The sequence below is a fragment of the Paenibacillus roseus genome (assembly GCF_016424485.1).
In the GTDB taxonomy this organism is placed as follows: Bacteria; Bacillota; Bacilli; order Paenibacillales; family Paenibacillaceae; genus Paenibacillus_D; species Paenibacillus_D roseus.
In genome coordinates, this window is the sequence record NZ_JAELUP010000065.1 from 323,846 (window position 1) to 340,438 (window position 16,593).

Annotated in this window: 17 protein-coding genes; 3 read left to right on the forward strand and 14 right to left on the reverse strand. The window is 49.3% G+C overall.

The annotated features are described in order from the left end of the window. Positions 1 to 189 precede the first annotated feature (189 nt). Positions 190 to 1,230 carry a permease gene (locus JFN88_RS13630; protein ID WP_199019835.1) on the forward strand — a complete coding sequence of 347 codons (1,041 nt, stop codon included), beginning with the start codon at positions 190 to 192 and terminating at the stop codon, positions 1,228 to 1,230. 35 nt (positions 1,231 to 1,265) lie between these two features. Beyond that, positions 1,266 to 2,183, forward strand: coding sequence for a TIGR03943 family putative permease subunit (locus JFN88_RS13635; protein WP_199019836.1), 918 nt, complete (start codon positions 1,266 to 1,268; stop codon positions 2,181 to 2,183). Between the two features lie 241 nt (positions 2,184 to 2,424). On the opposite strand, the gene JFN88_RS13640 is transcribed toward JFN88_RS13635, so the two are convergent. Next, positions 2,425 to 2,835, reverse strand: a complete 411-nt coding sequence (locus tag JFN88_RS13640; RefSeq protein ID WP_199019884.1) for an O-methyltransferase — start codon at positions 2,833 to 2,835, stop codon at positions 2,425 to 2,427. A 218-nt stretch (positions 2,836 to 3,053) separates the two neighbouring features. Between JFN88_RS13640 and JFN88_RS13645 the strand changes: the two genes are divergently transcribed. After that, positions 3,054 to 4,307 carry a methyl-accepting chemotaxis protein gene (locus JFN88_RS13645; protein WP_199019837.1) on the forward strand — a complete coding sequence of 418 codons (1,254 nt, stop codon included), beginning with the start codon at positions 3,054 to 3,056 and terminating at the stop codon, positions 4,305 to 4,307. A 239-nt stretch (positions 4,308 to 4,546) separates the two neighbouring features. Here the strand turns inward: JFN88_RS13645 and JFN88_RS13650 are convergent, their stop codons facing one another. From JFN88_RS13650 to JFN88_RS13710, 13 genes are all read right to left on the reverse strand, one after another. Continuing rightward, positions 4,547 to 5,359, reverse strand: a complete 813-nt coding sequence (locus JFN88_RS13650; protein ID WP_199019838.1) for a CAP domain-containing protein — start codon at positions 5,357 to 5,359, stop codon at positions 4,547 to 4,549. Between the two features lie 81 nt (positions 5,360 to 5,440). After that, positions 5,441 to 6,592, reverse strand: coding sequence for a DNA sulfur modification protein DndB (locus JFN88_RS13655; RefSeq protein ID WP_199019839.1), 1,152 nt, complete (start codon positions 6,590 to 6,592; stop codon positions 5,441 to 5,443). Then, positions 6,592 to 7,728, reverse strand: a complete 1,137-nt coding sequence (locus JFN88_RS13660) for a DNA sulfur modification protein DndB (RefSeq protein WP_199019840.1) — start codon at positions 7,726 to 7,728, stop codon at positions 6,592 to 6,594. The genes JFN88_RS13655 and JFN88_RS13660 overlap by 1 nt, the downstream gene beginning before the upstream one ends. Before the next feature lie 260 nt (positions 7,729 to 7,988). Further along, positions 7,989 to 8,510 (reverse strand): DUF2179 domain-containing protein, encoded by a 522-nt coding sequence (locus JFN88_RS13665; RefSeq protein ID WP_199019841.1) that lies wholly within the window; start codon positions 8,508 to 8,510, stop codon positions 7,989 to 7,991. Further along, a complete protein-coding gene (gene thpD, locus JFN88_RS13670) occupies positions 8,507 to 9,412 on the reverse strand; it encodes an ectoine hydroxylase (protein ID WP_233167798.1) in 906 nt (301 codons plus the stop codon). Before thpD ends, JFN88_RS13665 begins: the two co-directional genes overlap by 4 nt. Positions 9,413 to 9,454: 42 nt before the next feature. Next, positions 9,455 to 9,850 carry an ectoine synthase gene (locus JFN88_RS13675; RefSeq protein ID WP_199019842.1) on the reverse strand — a complete coding sequence of 132 codons (396 nt, stop codon included), beginning with the start codon at positions 9,848 to 9,850 and terminating at the stop codon, positions 9,455 to 9,457. Beyond that, positions 9,847 to 11,124 carry a diaminobutyrate--2-oxoglutarate transaminase gene (ectB, locus tag JFN88_RS13680; protein WP_199019843.1) on the reverse strand — a complete coding sequence of 426 codons (1,278 nt, stop codon included), beginning with the start codon at positions 11,122 to 11,124 and terminating at the stop codon, positions 9,847 to 9,849. Before ectB ends, JFN88_RS13675 begins: the two co-directional genes overlap by 4 nt. Positions 11,125 to 11,238: 114 nt before the next feature. Continuing rightward, positions 11,239 to 11,754: a diaminobutyrate acetyltransferase gene (gene ectA / locus JFN88_RS13685; RefSeq protein WP_199019844.1), complete on the reverse strand. Its 516-nt coding sequence runs from the start codon at positions 11,752 to 11,754 to the stop codon at positions 11,239 to 11,241. A 119-nt stretch (positions 11,755 to 11,873) separates the two neighbouring features. Beyond that, a complete protein-coding gene (gene ehuA / locus JFN88_RS13690) occupies positions 11,874 to 12,716 on the reverse strand; it encodes an ectoine/hydroxyectoine ABC transporter ATP-binding protein EhuA (RefSeq protein ID WP_199019845.1) in 843 nt (280 codons plus the stop codon). Positions 12,717 to 12,940: 224 nt separating this feature from the next. Then, entirely contained in the window at positions 12,941 to 13,603 is a 663-nt protein-coding gene (ehuD, locus tag JFN88_RS13695) for an ectoine/hydroxyectoine ABC transporter permease subunit EhuD (protein WP_199019846.1), read from the reverse strand. A 7-nt stretch (positions 13,604 to 13,610) separates the two neighbouring features. Then, positions 13,611 to 14,264: an ectoine/hydroxyectoine ABC transporter permease subunit EhuC gene (ehuC, locus tag JFN88_RS13700; protein WP_199019847.1), complete on the reverse strand. Its 654-nt coding sequence runs from the start codon at positions 14,262 to 14,264 to the stop codon at positions 13,611 to 13,613. Between the two features lie 3 nt (positions 14,265 to 14,267). Beyond that, positions 14,268 to 15,161 (reverse strand): ectoine/hydroxyectoine ABC transporter substrate-binding protein EhuB, encoded by an 894-nt coding sequence (gene ehuB, locus JFN88_RS13705; RefSeq protein ID WP_199019848.1) that lies wholly within the window; start codon positions 15,159 to 15,161, stop codon positions 14,268 to 14,270. A gap of 721 nt (positions 15,162 to 15,882) precedes the next feature. Continuing rightward, on the reverse strand, positions 15,883 to 16,593 hold the full coding sequence (locus tag JFN88_RS13710) for a copper homeostasis protein CutC (protein WP_199019886.1): 711 nt from the start codon (positions 16,591 to 16,593) through the stop codon (positions 15,883 to 15,885).

Here is a 16,593-nt window from a genome sequence, read left to right on the forward strand (position 1 = left end):
ACTTATTCCTGTCATTGCCATTGTCCAACATTATAACTGCTCTACTCAAATTGTCAAGCTCAAACCTCCTGAACGATAGCAGATGCGAAAGTCTTTTTTTCACAACTAGTCCTATATGCAAAAGAACAAGCATAGGCTATAATAATTCGTAATCTTTACAGTAATAATTACGAGAAAGAAGGGGTTTGTTTGTCAACTTTTGTGCTTCGCTGGGCAACACCTCTGGTTACACTGACCTGCATAGGTCTGATGCTGCTTATTGTGATGAATCGGGATATCAGCTTTCTTCGGTTGGATATGTCGTCGCTTCACTCCTTCAAAATTTTGTTCATTAGCCTGATTCTTGAAGCCTTCCCGTTTATTCTGCTTGGTGTATTCGCATCCTCCCTGCTTCAGGTATTTGTATCCGATCGAGTCATACAACAGCTCGCTCCGAAAAATCCGATTGCAGGCGTACTGTTCGGCAGCTTGCTTGGTATTTTGTTTCCGCTCTGCGAATGCGGCATGATTCCGGTTGTGCGCCGACTCATTCACAAAGGAATGCCGGCCTATATCGGAATCGTATTTATTTTAGCCGGCCCCATTCTTAATCCAATCGTCTACACCTCTACATATACCGCATTCCGGTCACAGCCCCAGATTGCTTATTCACGAATGGGACTCGCTTTCGCAGTCACCGTAGTCATTGGTTTGCTGCTTTACCGGTTTATGCGGGAGAATCCATTGAAGGAAATCCACAGTCATCGCCATGCCCATCATGGATACCATCATTCAGACCATCACTCCCATGGTCAGCATCATCATGATGGCGGCTCTGCACGAGGAAACCGCATGGGCTCCATACTGGCTCACGCATCGGATGAATTTTTTGAGATGGGCAAATATTTGCTGTTTGGCGCCTTGCTTACAGCGTTTATTCAACTCGCGGTAAGTCGGGAAACTCTGCTCGGTATCGGCGAGCATCCTATGCTGTCCAATTTGTTCATGATGGGATTTGCTTTTATTTTATCGATCTGCTCAACCTCCGACGCCTTTGTCGCCTCTTCCTTTAACGGAACCTTTAACGCCGGATCACTGCTTGCTTTCCTTGTGTTTGGGGCAATGATTGATTTCAAAAATACGCTCATGCTGTTTTCCGTATTCCGGGCGAAAATCGTGCTTTGGATTATTGCCTTAACATTCCTGCTAGTGCTTGCCGGCTCTTATTTGTTTCAATATTTTTTCTTCTGACCGGACCATAGCAAATTGCTGAAAGGAGCGTGCACATGCTTGTTCATCACCTGCTTCGCGGAACCATACTATCGGGATTCGCTTTTCTGATTGTATATCTGACCAAAACCGATCAGCTTGCGCTATACATTGCTCCCCGGATGGCCACCTATGTCAAACTGTCGGCCATCGGCTTGTATGCAGCGTCCATGTACCAGTTCTATCTCGTATTTCGGATATGGTCAGGCAGCCGCACTGAGCCGGACTGTGATTGCGACCATACTCCCTCTCCCTCCCTTACAAAAAATACGATGATTTACGGGTTGTTCCTGCTGCCGCTCTGCCTCGGGTTTCTACTGCCGAACACGATCATGGACAGTACAATCGCCGCTAAAAAAGGAATGAGCCTGAACGGAGCAATCAATATTGCCAGGCCGTCTGAAGCGAAGGCTTCCGGTACGGGAAATTCGCCGTCGCTGGCTGATGCTTCCCCCAGTAACAGCACTCAAGGCCGGGCAGCACCATCACCGGACGACATGTTCCCGTCTGACGTATATACTGAAAGCTATGCCGCTTATGCCAAAAAATTATATACCCAAGACCTCATTGAGGTTTCAGAGAAACAATTTATCGAGATTCTTACAACACTTGACCTCTATCGGGAGCCATTCCTCGGCAAGCAGGTCGCACTCAGCGGATTCGTGTATCGCGAGCCGGAGATGTCTGCATCCCGATTTGCGCTGAGCCGCTTTGCCATGAACTGCTGTTCCGCTGATGCACTTCCCTACGGTCTTATGGTCACTTATCCGAAGGCAGAAAAGTACAAGAATGATACTTGGCTGAAAATTACTGGAACGCTGGAACTCTCGGAGTATAAGGGCAACCCTGTGCTTCAGCTCAAGGCTGCCGAGTTGGAAAGTATTCCTGCCCCCGACTCCCCTTATGTATATCCTGACTATGATTTTGGGTCTTGATTGCAAATCCAACCGGTTCTATATAAGTTGAACGAAAGGAAGTCAGGCAAGGTCTGCGTGTGAAAGGTTCTTCCGATCGCTGTTGTTCCCTGATTCTCCAGAATCCTTTCACACTCCGGCTGCCCACTTCCGTTTCTTTAGTTCAACTTACATAGACATCTCAGGAATTCCTCTTAAAAAAGAAGCTGCTGCGAATACATCATGTTTCGCAGCGCTTCTTTTTTAATCCAAACCTTCTTGATCAATTCGTATCGCGCAGACCTCTGTTTTTTGGCTGGTATCTGAACAGCCAGTTGGCGGAGTTATAATTCGACTCATATTGAATGCTTGCCGACCAGGTTCCGGCATTCGGCCGTACAGAGAAGTCATACATAATTTCCCCATGCGTCCAATTTCGCTTCATTTTGAGCGCGTCAACTGCCATTTGGCGGAATGCCCTGACCTGAGGGACGGTCAACCCAGCGCTCTGTTCAGGCTTTTTCAGCTCCCCGTTGCGGCATTCGATCGGATGATGCTTGATTCCAAATTTCCCTATGGTATTATTGCGAATCTGAATTGTAACCGTCCCTGACATTGCATGCGTCAGCTCATCCTCCAGTTCACGGAATACAAAATCAATCTGCCGGGCTAATGGCATTTCCTCCAACCCCATCATTAATACACCTCTTTATCCTTTATTTCTCAATGCTACCAAATAGGTAGCAAGACTCATTATAAAATCAAAAATCAGAAATTTCAACTATTTTAGACATTATGTCAGTATAAAATAGTTCTTTTTTCCTTTATTTTTTTGATTTAATATAGAATTATAGACCTACCAATCAGGACGATGCTATAATATGGTTAATCAACTAAAGGGGGATGCAGCTTATGCAATGGCTTAATTCATTGTCCATCCGCAATAAGATTTTAATAGGAAGCTACTCGATTGTTATTTTATTTTCGATTGCTATCCTCGCCATTACAATTATTGCTGGCGCTCCATTTCATGTAAGCCTTCTCATTATTGTTGCCCTGGCAATTATTGCGTACCCTGTTTCAGGCTTTATCGGCAAAACAATCACCCACTCTATAAGTGAATTGACCGACGTCGCATTCCGTATTTCCAAAGGAGATTTCTCCCAGCGTGTCGATGTGAACAGCACTGTCGGCGAGTTAGGCCATTCCTTCAACAGCATGATTGACAAACTGAAAGATATATTGAATGAGTCGCTGAAGATCTCGCGTATTGTGTCCGACTCAAGCGGCAGCATTCTGGATAAAAATAAAGAACTGAAAACTATTATGGAACAGGTAACGCATTCATGCGGGGAACTGGCTGTAGGGGCCAACGAAATCTCCGATGATGTTTCCGGCATGAGCGACTCTATTCAAGGAATTGAAGAAAAAATTGCGGCCTATGCGGATACAACCAGACAAATCAACTATCAGTCGGAGCTGACCTTGTCCCTTGTCGAAAAAGGGCGTCAGTCCGTTGAGAGTCAAAGTGAGAGTATGCGTCAGAATGTTGAGGCTACAGCTATTGTGTCGGAGACAATTGAAGAACTGTCCCGCAAGGCCGAAGGCATTACGAAGATTACGAAGACCATCTCCGAAATAGCCGAACAGACGAACCTCCTGTCCCTCAATGCTTCCATCGAAGCGGCACGGGCCGGAGAGCATGGTCGGGGCTTTGCCGTTGTTGCTCAGGAAGTGCGCAATCTGGCCGAGGAATCCTCTGCTTCGACAAAGGAAGTATTTGGTCTCGTTCGGGGCATTGAGCAGAGCGTCAAAAACGCAATCGAGAAAATACATGCCAACGAACAAATTGTAAAAGAACAAAATGAACGTTTGAAAGAATCTGAGCAAGTCTTCCATGAAATTGTAAGCAGCGTGCAGTTCATTACCGGACAAATCTCCGCGTTCTCCTCGGAGATGGAGCAGATGCTCGACAGCGCGCGCAGCATTTCCAGCTCCATTCAGAACATCTCGGCAATTACCCAAGAATCAGCTGCCGGCACTCAGGAAGTATCAGCGTCCATGAATGAGCAGATTACTTCGGTGCAGGAAGTCGTGGATGAAACCGAAACCATGCAGCAGATGGTGACCAAACTGCAAAAAACAATTCAGGTCTTCAAGTTCTAAATAGTTGTTCCTCTACTCCTATGAGATGTGTCAAATAGTACATAAGTATAAACGGCTTTGTCGTCCTTTGACGGGTAAAAACATCGTTTCGCGATAAGGAAATAGAAGGGGCCTCCGTGTGAAATTGAATCTTTCACACGGAGGCCCTGCTCTGTTCAATTGATATAACGACAAATGAGATTTTTTTAATTATGGCGAATTAAAAATTTTTCATCTTTTGATAATGTCCTATCTGATAATTAGCCAGTGAATTCCTGAACCCATTGGCCATTGTAATAACCAACGCCGATTTTGGTGTAATTGGCGTTCAGAATATTGGCGCGGTGTCCCTGGCTGTTCATCCAGTCGTTCATTACCTGTGCAGGGGACTTTTGGCCGCTGGCAATGTTCTCCCCGGCATAGGAATACTTGATACCGTAACGGGTCATCATATCAAATGGCGAACCATAAGTTGGCGAGGTATGGCTGAAGTATTTGTTGTCGTACATATCCTTCGCCTTGTCTTGAGCTACCTTAGCCAATGCAGAATCGGAGACAAGAGCCTTCAATCCCGCCTTGGAACGCTCTACATTCACAAGTCTGACAACCTCCGCCTCAAACTTGCCTTGCTCGGTTTGAGTCCCTTCGTTAGGGTTGGCTGGCTTGTCAGGTGTTTCGGGAGTTGTTACGGGCTTGGACGGCGCTGTTGGGGCATTTCCATTGCCTGATTTTGGTGATTCCGGTTTCACAGGGGGCGTAGGAACTTCCCCCTGGGAAGAGCCTGAACCTGCAGACGGAAGGTTTTTCAGAATATCCTGCAAATTAAAGTTGAAGCCCGGGAAGGAACCGTCGCTAGGGATATTGAAAAACTGTGAATTTGAATTCAGCAAATCTTCTAAAGAGACGTTCTGGCTCGAAAAAACGGTGATTGTCTTGCCATTCACCTGAAATTTCACTGGAATCGTATTCACGTCCGGCGCAGCCGATGCTGTGCCTGCACTTATTCCTCCTGCTGCGATCAATGCTGCTGCCAGTGTTCCGGCAATCGTACGGTGAAACAAACGCTTACTCATGAAATCATCCTCCTCGTGTTTTGGGTGCTTTTGGTGACGTGTCCCATAGTAACACGAACAAGATATGATTTCATTCCATAATTATTGGGAGATTAAATATTTCTCATGCAGAAAGTCCGCCATTTTGTTATGCTTGCGCATCGATTTCTCATGAACCAGGTTGATTTTGCCATTATCGAGTTTTCCGAATCTCTCTGCCAGCTCCTCGTTATCATGCGACCAGTCGATGCCATCGAGAGCTGTCAGACAAGATGTCCATTCCGGATTATACACGCCGTTTTTGTACAAAAATCCATTCGCATACAATGCGATTGCTTCCTGAACGACACGTGTCGAGGACACATACTGGGATAAGCCTGGCTGTTCAGGCAAATGCGGCAGAATACCGTTCAGATATTGATGCAATATTTCGATATGGGCCGGAATATCCTTGCGGATCTTGCGCGCCATCTCATAGGAAGGCTGCATTTTGCCTGTATACAACAAGGTTGCAGTGGAATAGAGCCAGCTGAAGCAAGTGAAATTTTTATTGAACGCAGTCAGGTTGTTGCGACGCTCTATGCCTGCTGATTTCAACAGTTCATTGTAATCTGCGACCTGCTGCATGACGAGATTAAGCGGATCGGTGGAGTCAAAGGAATGGCCCAGTTCCTTGCTGACCAGTTGCACTTTGGAGTTGATATCGCCAAACAACTGCTTCTCTTCTTCTTCATCCAATCCAATGTAAAGCTGAACGGACAGTTCGCTCTCCATCAGGTCCAGACGGCGCGCTTCGATTTCAGCCAGCAGACCTTCCGTCTGTTCCAGCTCCTCAACAAGCGACTTATCCTCCGTATCTCTCCTGGATTTTACCTTGAGCTGTGCAGCCTTTCTCTCGACCTTGCGAACTTCCTTAAGCAGTTGCTCATTCACATAGCCGAGCGCCTGAATCCGGTGCTGGCCATCAAGAATGCTCAGCTTGGAGCCATGACGAAGAATAAGGTCCCCCTCTTCTCTGGCAAGCTGTTTTACCTGACGCAGCGACAACGTTACCGGACCAAAAAATACATGCTCCAGCTCCCGTTCCTGCAAATAGTTCGCAATTTTGCGACGCTGCATCGGACTTAGTTTCCGCTGCACCATCGGATCAATCGCGGTATAGTTCAACAAATCCTGAACGCGAAGCGAGACGGTTGCTACCCCGAAGCTCTCGCAGTAAGGATGAATGGTCATTTGTAAACGTAAGCCGTCCATTATTCAGCTGCCTCCTTATCGGAAATCAACAATAATTGATGCCCATTATAAAAATCACGAATAAAATGATAGGCCTTCATAATCCGGCTGCGGCGTGGCAGACGGTCCTTCTCATCGTCCTTGTAGATTTCATTCCATTCCACATGAGGCAAAATCTGCATCGCATGCTTCAAGTTGTAGACATTGAACTGCTGCGTTTTGAACGCTTCCTCATGGAGGAACAACGACAAGGCAATCTGAACGTTCTCAGTCCAGCATATTTCCGATTTGCTTGGCTGCGGCAAATAGTTGAGCATCAGCTCAAAATATTCCGCTGCCTGTTCCATGCCTCGCGTCAGATCCGCCTCCGTATAATGATAGCCGTTGTTTCTGGCAGCGGATTTCAGACGACCCTCGAATAGCCCGACCATCAATTCGATCAACAGGTGATAGCTCCACAAATATTCCGGCGCCTTCCCCCGCTCAGAGTGCATATCAACCCGAATGTTTTCCATGACGGGATATTCCTGCACCAGTCTGCTGGCCATTACATGATAAAATCTGCGCTGATCGCGCAGCACAGCCAGATTGCCCCCAATTTTACGCGGAAGTTTATTAATATCGGAGAATAATTGACGTTCCTGCTTCGCATTAATGTCGAGGTAAATCATCACGGAAATCGGAAAATCATACAATCTGCGCAGTTTCTTCGTAATTTCCTCCATCCGCTCGTATTCCCGACGATCCTTGGCACGCGCCATATTGCTTTGAAGCGTTTCCATAAGACGACGGAACGCCGCAAGCCTGTGCTGACCGTCAACGACATAACATTTTTCCATCGCCTGGAGATTCAGGGTCTGACTGGACTCATCATACTGACCTGCTCCTCTGGCTGACAGAATAATGCCTGGGAAGTATACGGTTTGACCATGATCCAGATAGAGCAGGACATAGTCCATCAACTTGGATAAATTTTGCGGGATAAGCTGACGCTGCACTTCAAGATCAATCTCATAGATGGAAAAAAGCTTGCTCATCGGCAATGTTGTCGATAGTGTTGTTTGTCCGAACGTTCGGGCCAGCTTCCCCGGAATCTCAATATAGGAAGGGCTTTTGTGCTGTGAAATCAAATCGGATAAAGATTCAATCGTATCCACTTATCTGTCACTCCTTTGTTATATCATCATAGCTCACGGTGATACCTAATTTATAAGTATATCAAACTAGATGCAAGATTTACATGAGCAATTTTGTTGGATCATAGCCGATCTTATGGCAATTTAAACCTTTTTATGACATTTTCCTAAAATTAATGTCCAACTTTGTATAATTATCTTGCAAAAGGTATTTTCTCGTCTATTTCCGGAAGACATAACAAAACGAATCCCCTCGTCCTGCGAGGAGATTCTCCATAGGTTTATCTGTTCGTCAGTTTCGTCCAAAAGCCGCCCTTGAACTGCTTCGGTTCGTGAGAGATTACAAACGCTTTCGGAGAAAGCTTGTCAAGGGTGCTCATCAGCCTCTTCTCATTGCTGCGTTTCACGAGCACCTGCATGACCAGACGCTTGCCGTCTCTCCCGTCCGCAGGCCACGTCGTCACGCCATAGCCGTGATCGCGCAGTCGGTTCGGGAGATCGATCGAAATGGAATCAACGATGACCTGTACAACGAGATAGCCTAGGGCAAGGTATTCTTCTATCTTGCTGCCCACATAGACCCCGACGCCAAAGCCAATGCAATAGGCGGCCATATTGACCGGACTGTCCAGATTGCTGAGCACTAGATTCAGTCCGATCAAATAGATGAACACCTCTACCATCGCCAGCATGGAGGCGCTTAGCTTCCGCCCTTTCACGACAAGAATAAGACGAAGCGTAAAGCAGGCTACATAAACAATATTAATAGAAATAATCGTACCGACAAGCGTCCAGGAAATCATGCCTGTTCCCGTGCAGCGATAAATTCCGGTCTCGGCGCCTGGCCGGAGTAAGGAGCCTGAAGCCGGTTGTCCAAGCTGTTATAGACGATGAATACATTGCTGCGCGGATATGGGGAAATGTTGCTCGCTGAACCGTGCATCAGATTGCAGTCAAAGAGCAGGACCGATCCAGCTTTGCCCACCGGCATCTCGATAGAGCTATTATGAGCAAGCTCTGTCAGGCTCATCTGATCAGGCACGCCGTATTCCTGACGACGCAGCGAATCCTTGTAGTGATTCTCCGGCGTCTGCCCCACACAAGCAATGAACTCCTTATGGGAGCCGGGAATAACCATAAGCGCCCCATTGTAAATAAAGTTATCCTCCAGCGCAATGGAGCAGCTTAAAGCCCGCATGGATGGCATTCCGTCCTCGACATGCCAGGTCTCAAAGTCCGAATGCCAGTAGAACTCTTTACCGGTAAAGCCTGGCTTGTAGTTGATCCTCGACTGATGGACGTAGGTCGGCCCACCGAGCAAGTAGTCCACGATTTCTTTCAGCTTCGGATGGTCGGCTGTGCTGCGGAATACTTCATTGTTGCGATGCACGGCGAAGATGGACCGGACCTCATCGCCTCCCGGCTCGCGGATCACTTCCTCTGAGGAGAGCGTTAAATAATGCTGCTGCAGCCGTCCCAGTTCTTTGCGCCATTCCCCGATCTCCCCGGCAGTGAAGAAGCCTTCCAAAAACAAATAGCCATGTTTCTCATAGAATTCCAACTGCTCGCGAGTAAGTGGATCATTGTCGCTCCACTGCGAATAGACAACAGGGTCCTGGCGTTTGACCCGATGCGGCTTATCCGTCAATCTTGACGGGTATTTATCCTGAATTTGATTCAGTCTTGTCTGATCGGAAGTTTGCATATAAATCGTCCTCCCTGATTCATTTTATAAATGGTATCAAAGTTATACTGTCGCCTTATCTGCAAGCAGCGGATAGACGCCCTCCTCATCATGCACCTCGCGCCCGGTTAACGGCGGGTTGAACACGCAGATCATCCGCATTGTTTTGGTTGCGCGCAGCCAGTGCTTTTCATGGCCATCCAGCGCATAGAGCGTCCCCGGACGAATTGGATACACTTCGCCCCCGACCACCTCGATTTCACCCTCGCCTTCAACACAATAAACAGCCTCCACATGATTTTTATACCAGATCCATGTCTCGGTCCCTTCCTTGATCAGCGTATCATGCATGGAAAAGCCCAGGCCGTCCTTCGCCAGCAGCAAGCGCCTGGAATTCCAGGTTGGCGTGTCAATATCGTCTTCCGTACCCACCACTTCATTCAATTGTTTGACAATCATAAACTCAGCTCCTTCATTGCTTCTTCCAAATGGGCAAGCCCCTCATCCAGCAACTCCGGCTCAATCGTAAGCGGAGGCATCAACTTTGCTACTTCATCACGAGGGCCGGAGGTTTCCATAATCAGTCCCCGGTTGAAGGCGGCAGCGCACAGGCGCGATGCTTGTTCCGCATCCCGAAAAGCCAGCCCCTGAATCAACCCTTTCCCGCGAATTTCAATGTGATGCTCCGGGTAATTCGCTTGAATTCGCTCCAGTGTGGCCTGTATCTTGTCGGCCTTGCTAGCCAGTTCCGGTTCAAATTGACCCCCAACCCAGTAGTCCAGTGCCGCCGTAGCAGCAACGAAACCCAGATTATTGCCTCGAAACGTCCCGTTGTGCTCACCCGGACTCCAGATATCATGGACCGGCTTGATCAGCGTCAGCGCCATCGGAAGTCCGAATCCGCCTATCGATTTGGATAGGCAGACGATATCCGGCACAATGCCGGCCTGCTCGAAACTGAAGAATGTCCCGGTACGCCCGCAGCCCATTTGCACATCATCGACAATGAGCAGGATTTTACGTTCCCGGCATATGCGGGCAATCTGCCTTAGCCACTCCTCACTAGCGGAATTCAGTCCGCCTTCCCCCTGGAGTGTCTCCAGCAGCACCGCTGCAGGCAACTCTACGCCGCTTCCCGGGTCGTCCAGGAGCTTTTCCAGATAGGCTGCCGTATCCACCTTATCGCCAAAATACCCGTCATAAGGCATAAACGTTGTATAGGGGAGCGGGACACCGGCTCCGCTGCGCTTGAACTGGTTGCCGGTCGCGGCCAGGGAACCGAGAGACATGCCGTGAAAGGCATTGGTGAAGCAAATGATCTGTACCCTTCCCGTTACCTTCCGCGCCAGCTTCATCGCGCTTTCAACTGCATTCGTACCGGTCGGACCAGGAAACATGACCTTGTAATCGAGCTTCCTTGGCTCCAAAATATGTTCCTTAAAGCGGGTAAGAAAAGTTTCCTTGGCGGTAGTCGCCATATCCAGGCTGTGAGTGATGCCATCGTCATGCAAATAATCGATCAGTCTTTGTTTGAACATGAGGTTGTTATGTCCATAGTTGACAGCCCCTGCACCGGCGAAAAAATCAATATACTCCCTGCCTCCGCTGTCCCATAGTCTGGCGTTTTGCGCCTTTTCGAAGACAGTCGTAAAGCTGCGGCAATAGCTGCGCACCTCGGATTCCAACTGATTGAACACCCTCATTGACGGACTTTTTTGCATAAGCTGATTCATCTAATCCCTCCCGGAATAATTTTCAACAAGCGTTTTTTGAACAAGTGTAAAGACTTTTCCTTCCTTTGACAGGAAAAATGCCTCATGTTGCGGTAAAAAGTTGCAATTCGCCTTCTACCGCAAAGGCCCAATGACCACAAGCGGCTCACTCTCATGATGCTGTCCCTGCGGGAATAATCCGGCAGGATATCCATGCTGCTCGCTCACCCGAAATGTACAGCCAAGCTCTCTGGCAACAGCCTTGAACAGCCTGAGCGACGCCGTGTTGGAAGGGCTGACAGTGGCCTCAATGAAGCGGACAGGTGCTTCCGCCGCCACCGTGGCGAGCATCCTCTCCAGCATAGCCCGGCCAAGCCCCTTCCCGCGCTCGCCGGGATCAACGGCAACCTGCCAGATGAACAGACGGTCATCAGCGCCAGGAGGTCTGAGAGCGGAGACAAATCCGACAATCCGCCCCTCCCGCTCGGCTACCAGACAAGTATCCTTGTATAAATCACACAGCAGAATGTAACAATAAGCGGAATTCAAATCGAGTGTTCCCGCTCTCTTGATCAGCTCCCACACGGCAGCGCCGTCCTGTTTGCGGGGCTTGCGAAGCTCTTGCTTTATTGCTGCTTTCTGCACGATCATCGCTCCCTCATCTGACAAGGACCCCTTTATTGGGCATACCTCGGCATACCTGATCCTTGCCATTATTCTTGCTTCGCCACTCGAAGCGTTTACAATTGCCCGCCAACAGCTTCCCACTGCTACACAAACCGGCTCAGGAACGACTTGAGACGGTCGCTTTTCGGCTGCCCGAACAGCTCCTGCGGCGGGCCCGTTTCCACAATTCGACCGTCCGCTCCGAATATAACCCGGTCTGCTACATCACGAGCAAAATCCATTTCATGCGTAATGAGCATCATCGCCATTTCGCCTTCCTCGGCAATTTCCTTGATTACCGACAACACCTCCCCGACAAGCTCGGGATCAAGCGCTGAGGTCACTTCGTCAAACACCATAATTTTAGGACGCATGACGAGCGCCCGGGCAATGGCTACCCGTTGCTTTTGTCCGCCGGACAGCTTGGACGGATAGACATCCAGCTTATCTTCAAGACCAACCTTGCACAGCATTTCCACAGCACGGTCATGCGCTTCCTCCTTGCCAATTCCAAGCACCTTTCGTGGCGCCTCCGTGACATTGCGCAATACCCGCATATGCGGAAACAGATTGAAATGCTGAAAGACCATTCCGATTTTGCTGCGCATCCGGTGCAGATGATGTTCATTTGCACGAACAAGCTTGCCATTTCGCTCTATTTGCCATAATGGCTCGCCCTCTACCTCAATGATGCCGGATGTCGGTTCCTCCAGCGTCATCAGCATTCGACCGAGCGTTGTTTTGCCGGATCCACTGGGACCGATCAACGCAATCTTTTCCCCGGCCGCAATATCCAGATCAATGCCGTGCAGTACCTCCAGGTCTCCGTACGACTTCTTCACATTCCGATAGGAAACGACCGGTGTCACGGGTGCAGCCGGCTCCCTTTGACGGGGCTTGCTTGCACTCCCGGTATCGGCGGGCTCACCCTTTGTCACTGTGTTCATCCCTTCCTCCTTTTACGGCCAAGATTAGCTATATAAGTTGAACGAAAGAAAGTCAGACAAGGCCTGCGTGTGAAAGGTTCTTCCGATCGCTGTTGTTCCCGGATTTCTTAAATGAGCGGTCGTAATTGGGGAAATCCGGGAACAAAGGCGAGCGCTTCGCTTCTCCAGAATCCTTTCACACTCCGGCTACCTGCTTCCGTTTCTTTAATATATATGTCGACCGTTTAACGTGAATAGCGATGCTTGATCCGGTTCTCCAACCATCCTGCCAGAAAAGCGACAGCCAGGCTGATCAACAAAAACAGCACGCCTACTATTGTGTAAGGCTCGAACGGACGCCAATCCCTTGCATTAATATTTTTGGCTGTCGTCAGCAGTTCCACGACTGTAATGGCGGCAAGAAGCGGTGTTTCTTTGAATATAACAATCAAATAATTGCCCATAATCGGCAGGATCGGCGGCACGGCCTGCGGTAAAATAATCGCGCTCCACGTGCGGACTGGCGTAAAATTAAGCGCTTTGGCTGCCTCCCACTGTCCCTTGTCAATGCCTTCAATTCCAGACCGGTATACTTGGGACATGTACGTGCTGTAGTGCAGCCCCAGTCCGATAATTCCTGTGGCGAGTGCAGAAAGCGAGATTCCCGTCAGCAGCGGAATACTGTAGAACAGGAAAAAGATCTGGACGAGCAGCGGAGTTCTGCGAATGAATTCCGACACTCCGTTAACCGTCAGCCGGATGACGACAAATCGCGAGCGGGATAGTACGGCAAGCACCAGGCCAAGCGTACAGGCGAGTACGAAGCTCCACGCTGTTGCGACAAAGGTCACTTGCAGCGCAGACAGCAATCTGGGCAAAATAGAAGCGGCGTAGCTCCAATCCCACATCTTCTGATCACATCCTTCCTGCGGTCAGCTTCCGCTCAAGCATGCGGGCGAGCAGCGAAATGACCGATGCGATGACAAAGTAGAGGACGAGCAACAAGCCAAAAATTTGTGCGGTTTGCGGAAGGTACAGGCTTCTTAAAATCATCGCCTGATAGGTTAAATCTGTCAGTGTAATAAAGTAAATGAGCGAGGTCGCTTTCATAAGCTCAATCATCAAATTGTTCAAGGGCGGGAGCATTCGTATTAGAGCCTGGGGAAAAACCACTCTAATCATCCGCTGGGCGGATGTGAAATTAAGCGCTTGCGCCGCCTCCCATTGACCCTTCGGTACAGCGAGAATCGAGCTTCTTACAATTTCGGCGCCGAATGCCCCGTAGTTAAGTCCAATGGCCAGCACCGCTGCCGCCAGTTTGGACAGCTCGATCCCAAGAAAGGGGAGAACAAAATATACCCAAAATAACAATACCAACAGCGATACGCCCCGGAATAACAGCATATACACATAGGCCAAGCCTCTCAGCCACTGCAACCGGGATAACCGGCATAATCCGGCTGCGACGGCAATGATCAAGGCTACAATGGCGGACAGAAAGGTTACTTCCAGCGTTATAAGCAGCCCTTCCCACATCAGCGGCATCCATTCCAGCCATTTGGATATCATAGGCTATCCGCACAGCTCCGCTGCTGTCATATCGCCCGGAAGCTCAGCATCCGTAAACCCAAACTTCTCCAAAATCGCGAGCAGTTCGCCGGATTCCTTCAGCTTCTCCAGCTCCGCATTAAAAGCTTCCACAAATTGCGTATCTGCCGGACGGAATGCCGAAGCGCCATAGCCCCTCACGCTATTGCCGTCGACAACCGGCTGCTTGAAATCCTCCACCCGCTCGATTTTATCATCTTGCGCAGAAGCAAGCCGTGAACGCAAGGCCGGGTCCGTCATCGTCATGACATCCGCTCTGCCCGATTGCAAAGCGTTGACGGCTGCATCCTGATCAGGCGTTATGACCATCTGACTGTCCTTGACCCCTGACTTTTCAAGATATTCAATTTCCACTGCGCCGGTCATCACCGCGACTTTGGCCCCGCTGCTGGCAATATCTTCATAGCTCTTTAAATTCAGCGGATTACCCTGCTTTACTGCAATCGCTTCGCCAATACTATACTCCGGATTGGCAAATGCGACCTGCTTGCAGCGATTCTCGTTGATAAACATGCCGGCGGTAATCATGTCGAATCGGCCCGCTTGCAAGCCTCCGATCAGACCGCCAAACTCTGTCAGTTCCCCTCGCATCTCCGAGATGCCGAGACGCTCCAGAATGGCGCGCGCGATTTCAACCGCTTCACCGGTCAAGGTCCCATCCGCTTCCTTGTAGGCATAGGGATTCTCATTGGCAAATCCGACGGTAATGTAGCCCTGGCTGCGGGCCTTCTCCAGCGTTCCGCCTCCGGCTTGATTGCCGTCTCCAGGCTTGCCCGGACTTCCATTCGTGTTCCCTGCTCCACATGCGGACACTAGCAGCATACCAGCGACCAGCATCAGGAGCCAACCCTTCCTCATTATGATTCCCACAACCTTTCTTTGTTTTTTCCACGCGACTCATGCGCCTCGCGCACCTTTCTTTGTTATGCGCCCTTAACATGGCGTTTCTGCGGGTTACTGAATATGCTAACATGAAAGGCTGAGGAGGTCATTTCCAGTAATATTCCATATTCTAGGGATATTCCGGCTCATTTGGGAAGAAAGCAAATTAACTGGCCTAGGCTCTTTATTCCTCCTGTATGTTCCAGCATATGGATGTATACGCCATTTTCATCTTTGGGTAATCTGTGTTATAAACAGCAGAAATTTTTGTGAAACAGAAAATATAAAAAGTTTTTAGCCGGATAAAGCTTTCCACCGATTTTCCCCGATAAAATGAGCTACATTGCTATTAAACGAGATTATCCAACTCAGAATTTTAAATTTACACATAAAACGTTCATTTCCCACCAATTTCGGCATAAATGGTAGTCTCCTTTGGAATAAGTTCTATATAACAGTTCTCAAAAACGATTATACAGACGATCCTCGCTAGCAGATGTCTGCTCGGTAGCAGGAGTTATGGCGTCGCGCACATGAAGCAAAAAAAAGCAACGGATGCGCTCCATACCAGATGCACACCGTTGCTTTGATCCTGCTAAAATATCCTGCTTTACCCTGCAAAGTGTAAAGCCAAGCATACGTCTCCCTGCTGCTAGTTACCACGGCTCACTGCGACGCCTCTTTTTTTCAATTCGAATTATACACCGTCATGATGTAGAATGTCCGCTAGAGCGCGCAATCGTACCGGATCAATACCGGCAAGAGCCGATGACCCGCAGCGAACTGCCGTTCCGAAATGAACTTCCTGAACACCGGTCGCCGCTACAAAATCGGCGATGCCTTCAATATTCAATCCGCTGCCAGCCAAAATGCGCAGCGGGCTGCCTTCGGCTGCTGCAACCAGCGCCTTGATCCCGTCTATCGCCTGTGGGGCCGGCTTAGGGCCGCCGGAAGTCAGCACACGATTAATTTGCGGATAGCGCAGAAGCGTCTGAATGCCCGACAACTGGTCACCAAGCTCGTCAAATGCGCGATGGAAAGTGACATTCATCCCCTCCGCCAGAGGCAGCAACTCTGCCAGCCCTTGCGTATCAATCTGCCGATCTTCCGTGACCAGTCCGATAACAATACCAGCTGCGCCCGTCTTGGCGATTGCCTGGATTTCCTGCGCCATTGTATCCTTATCCAGCCGGTCGTATACAAAGGAGCGGCTGTGCGGCCGGACCATGACATGAACCGGGATGCTGACCGCAGCCACTACGCATTGCACCATTCCGATGCCCGGCGTCAGCCCGCCTTCCGTGAAGGCAGTAATCAGCTCAATGCGGTCCGCGCCGTTCTTCTCCGCTTCAATGGCATCCTGAACACAGGTTGCAATAATTTCCAATACCGTATTGGAGAACTGCAT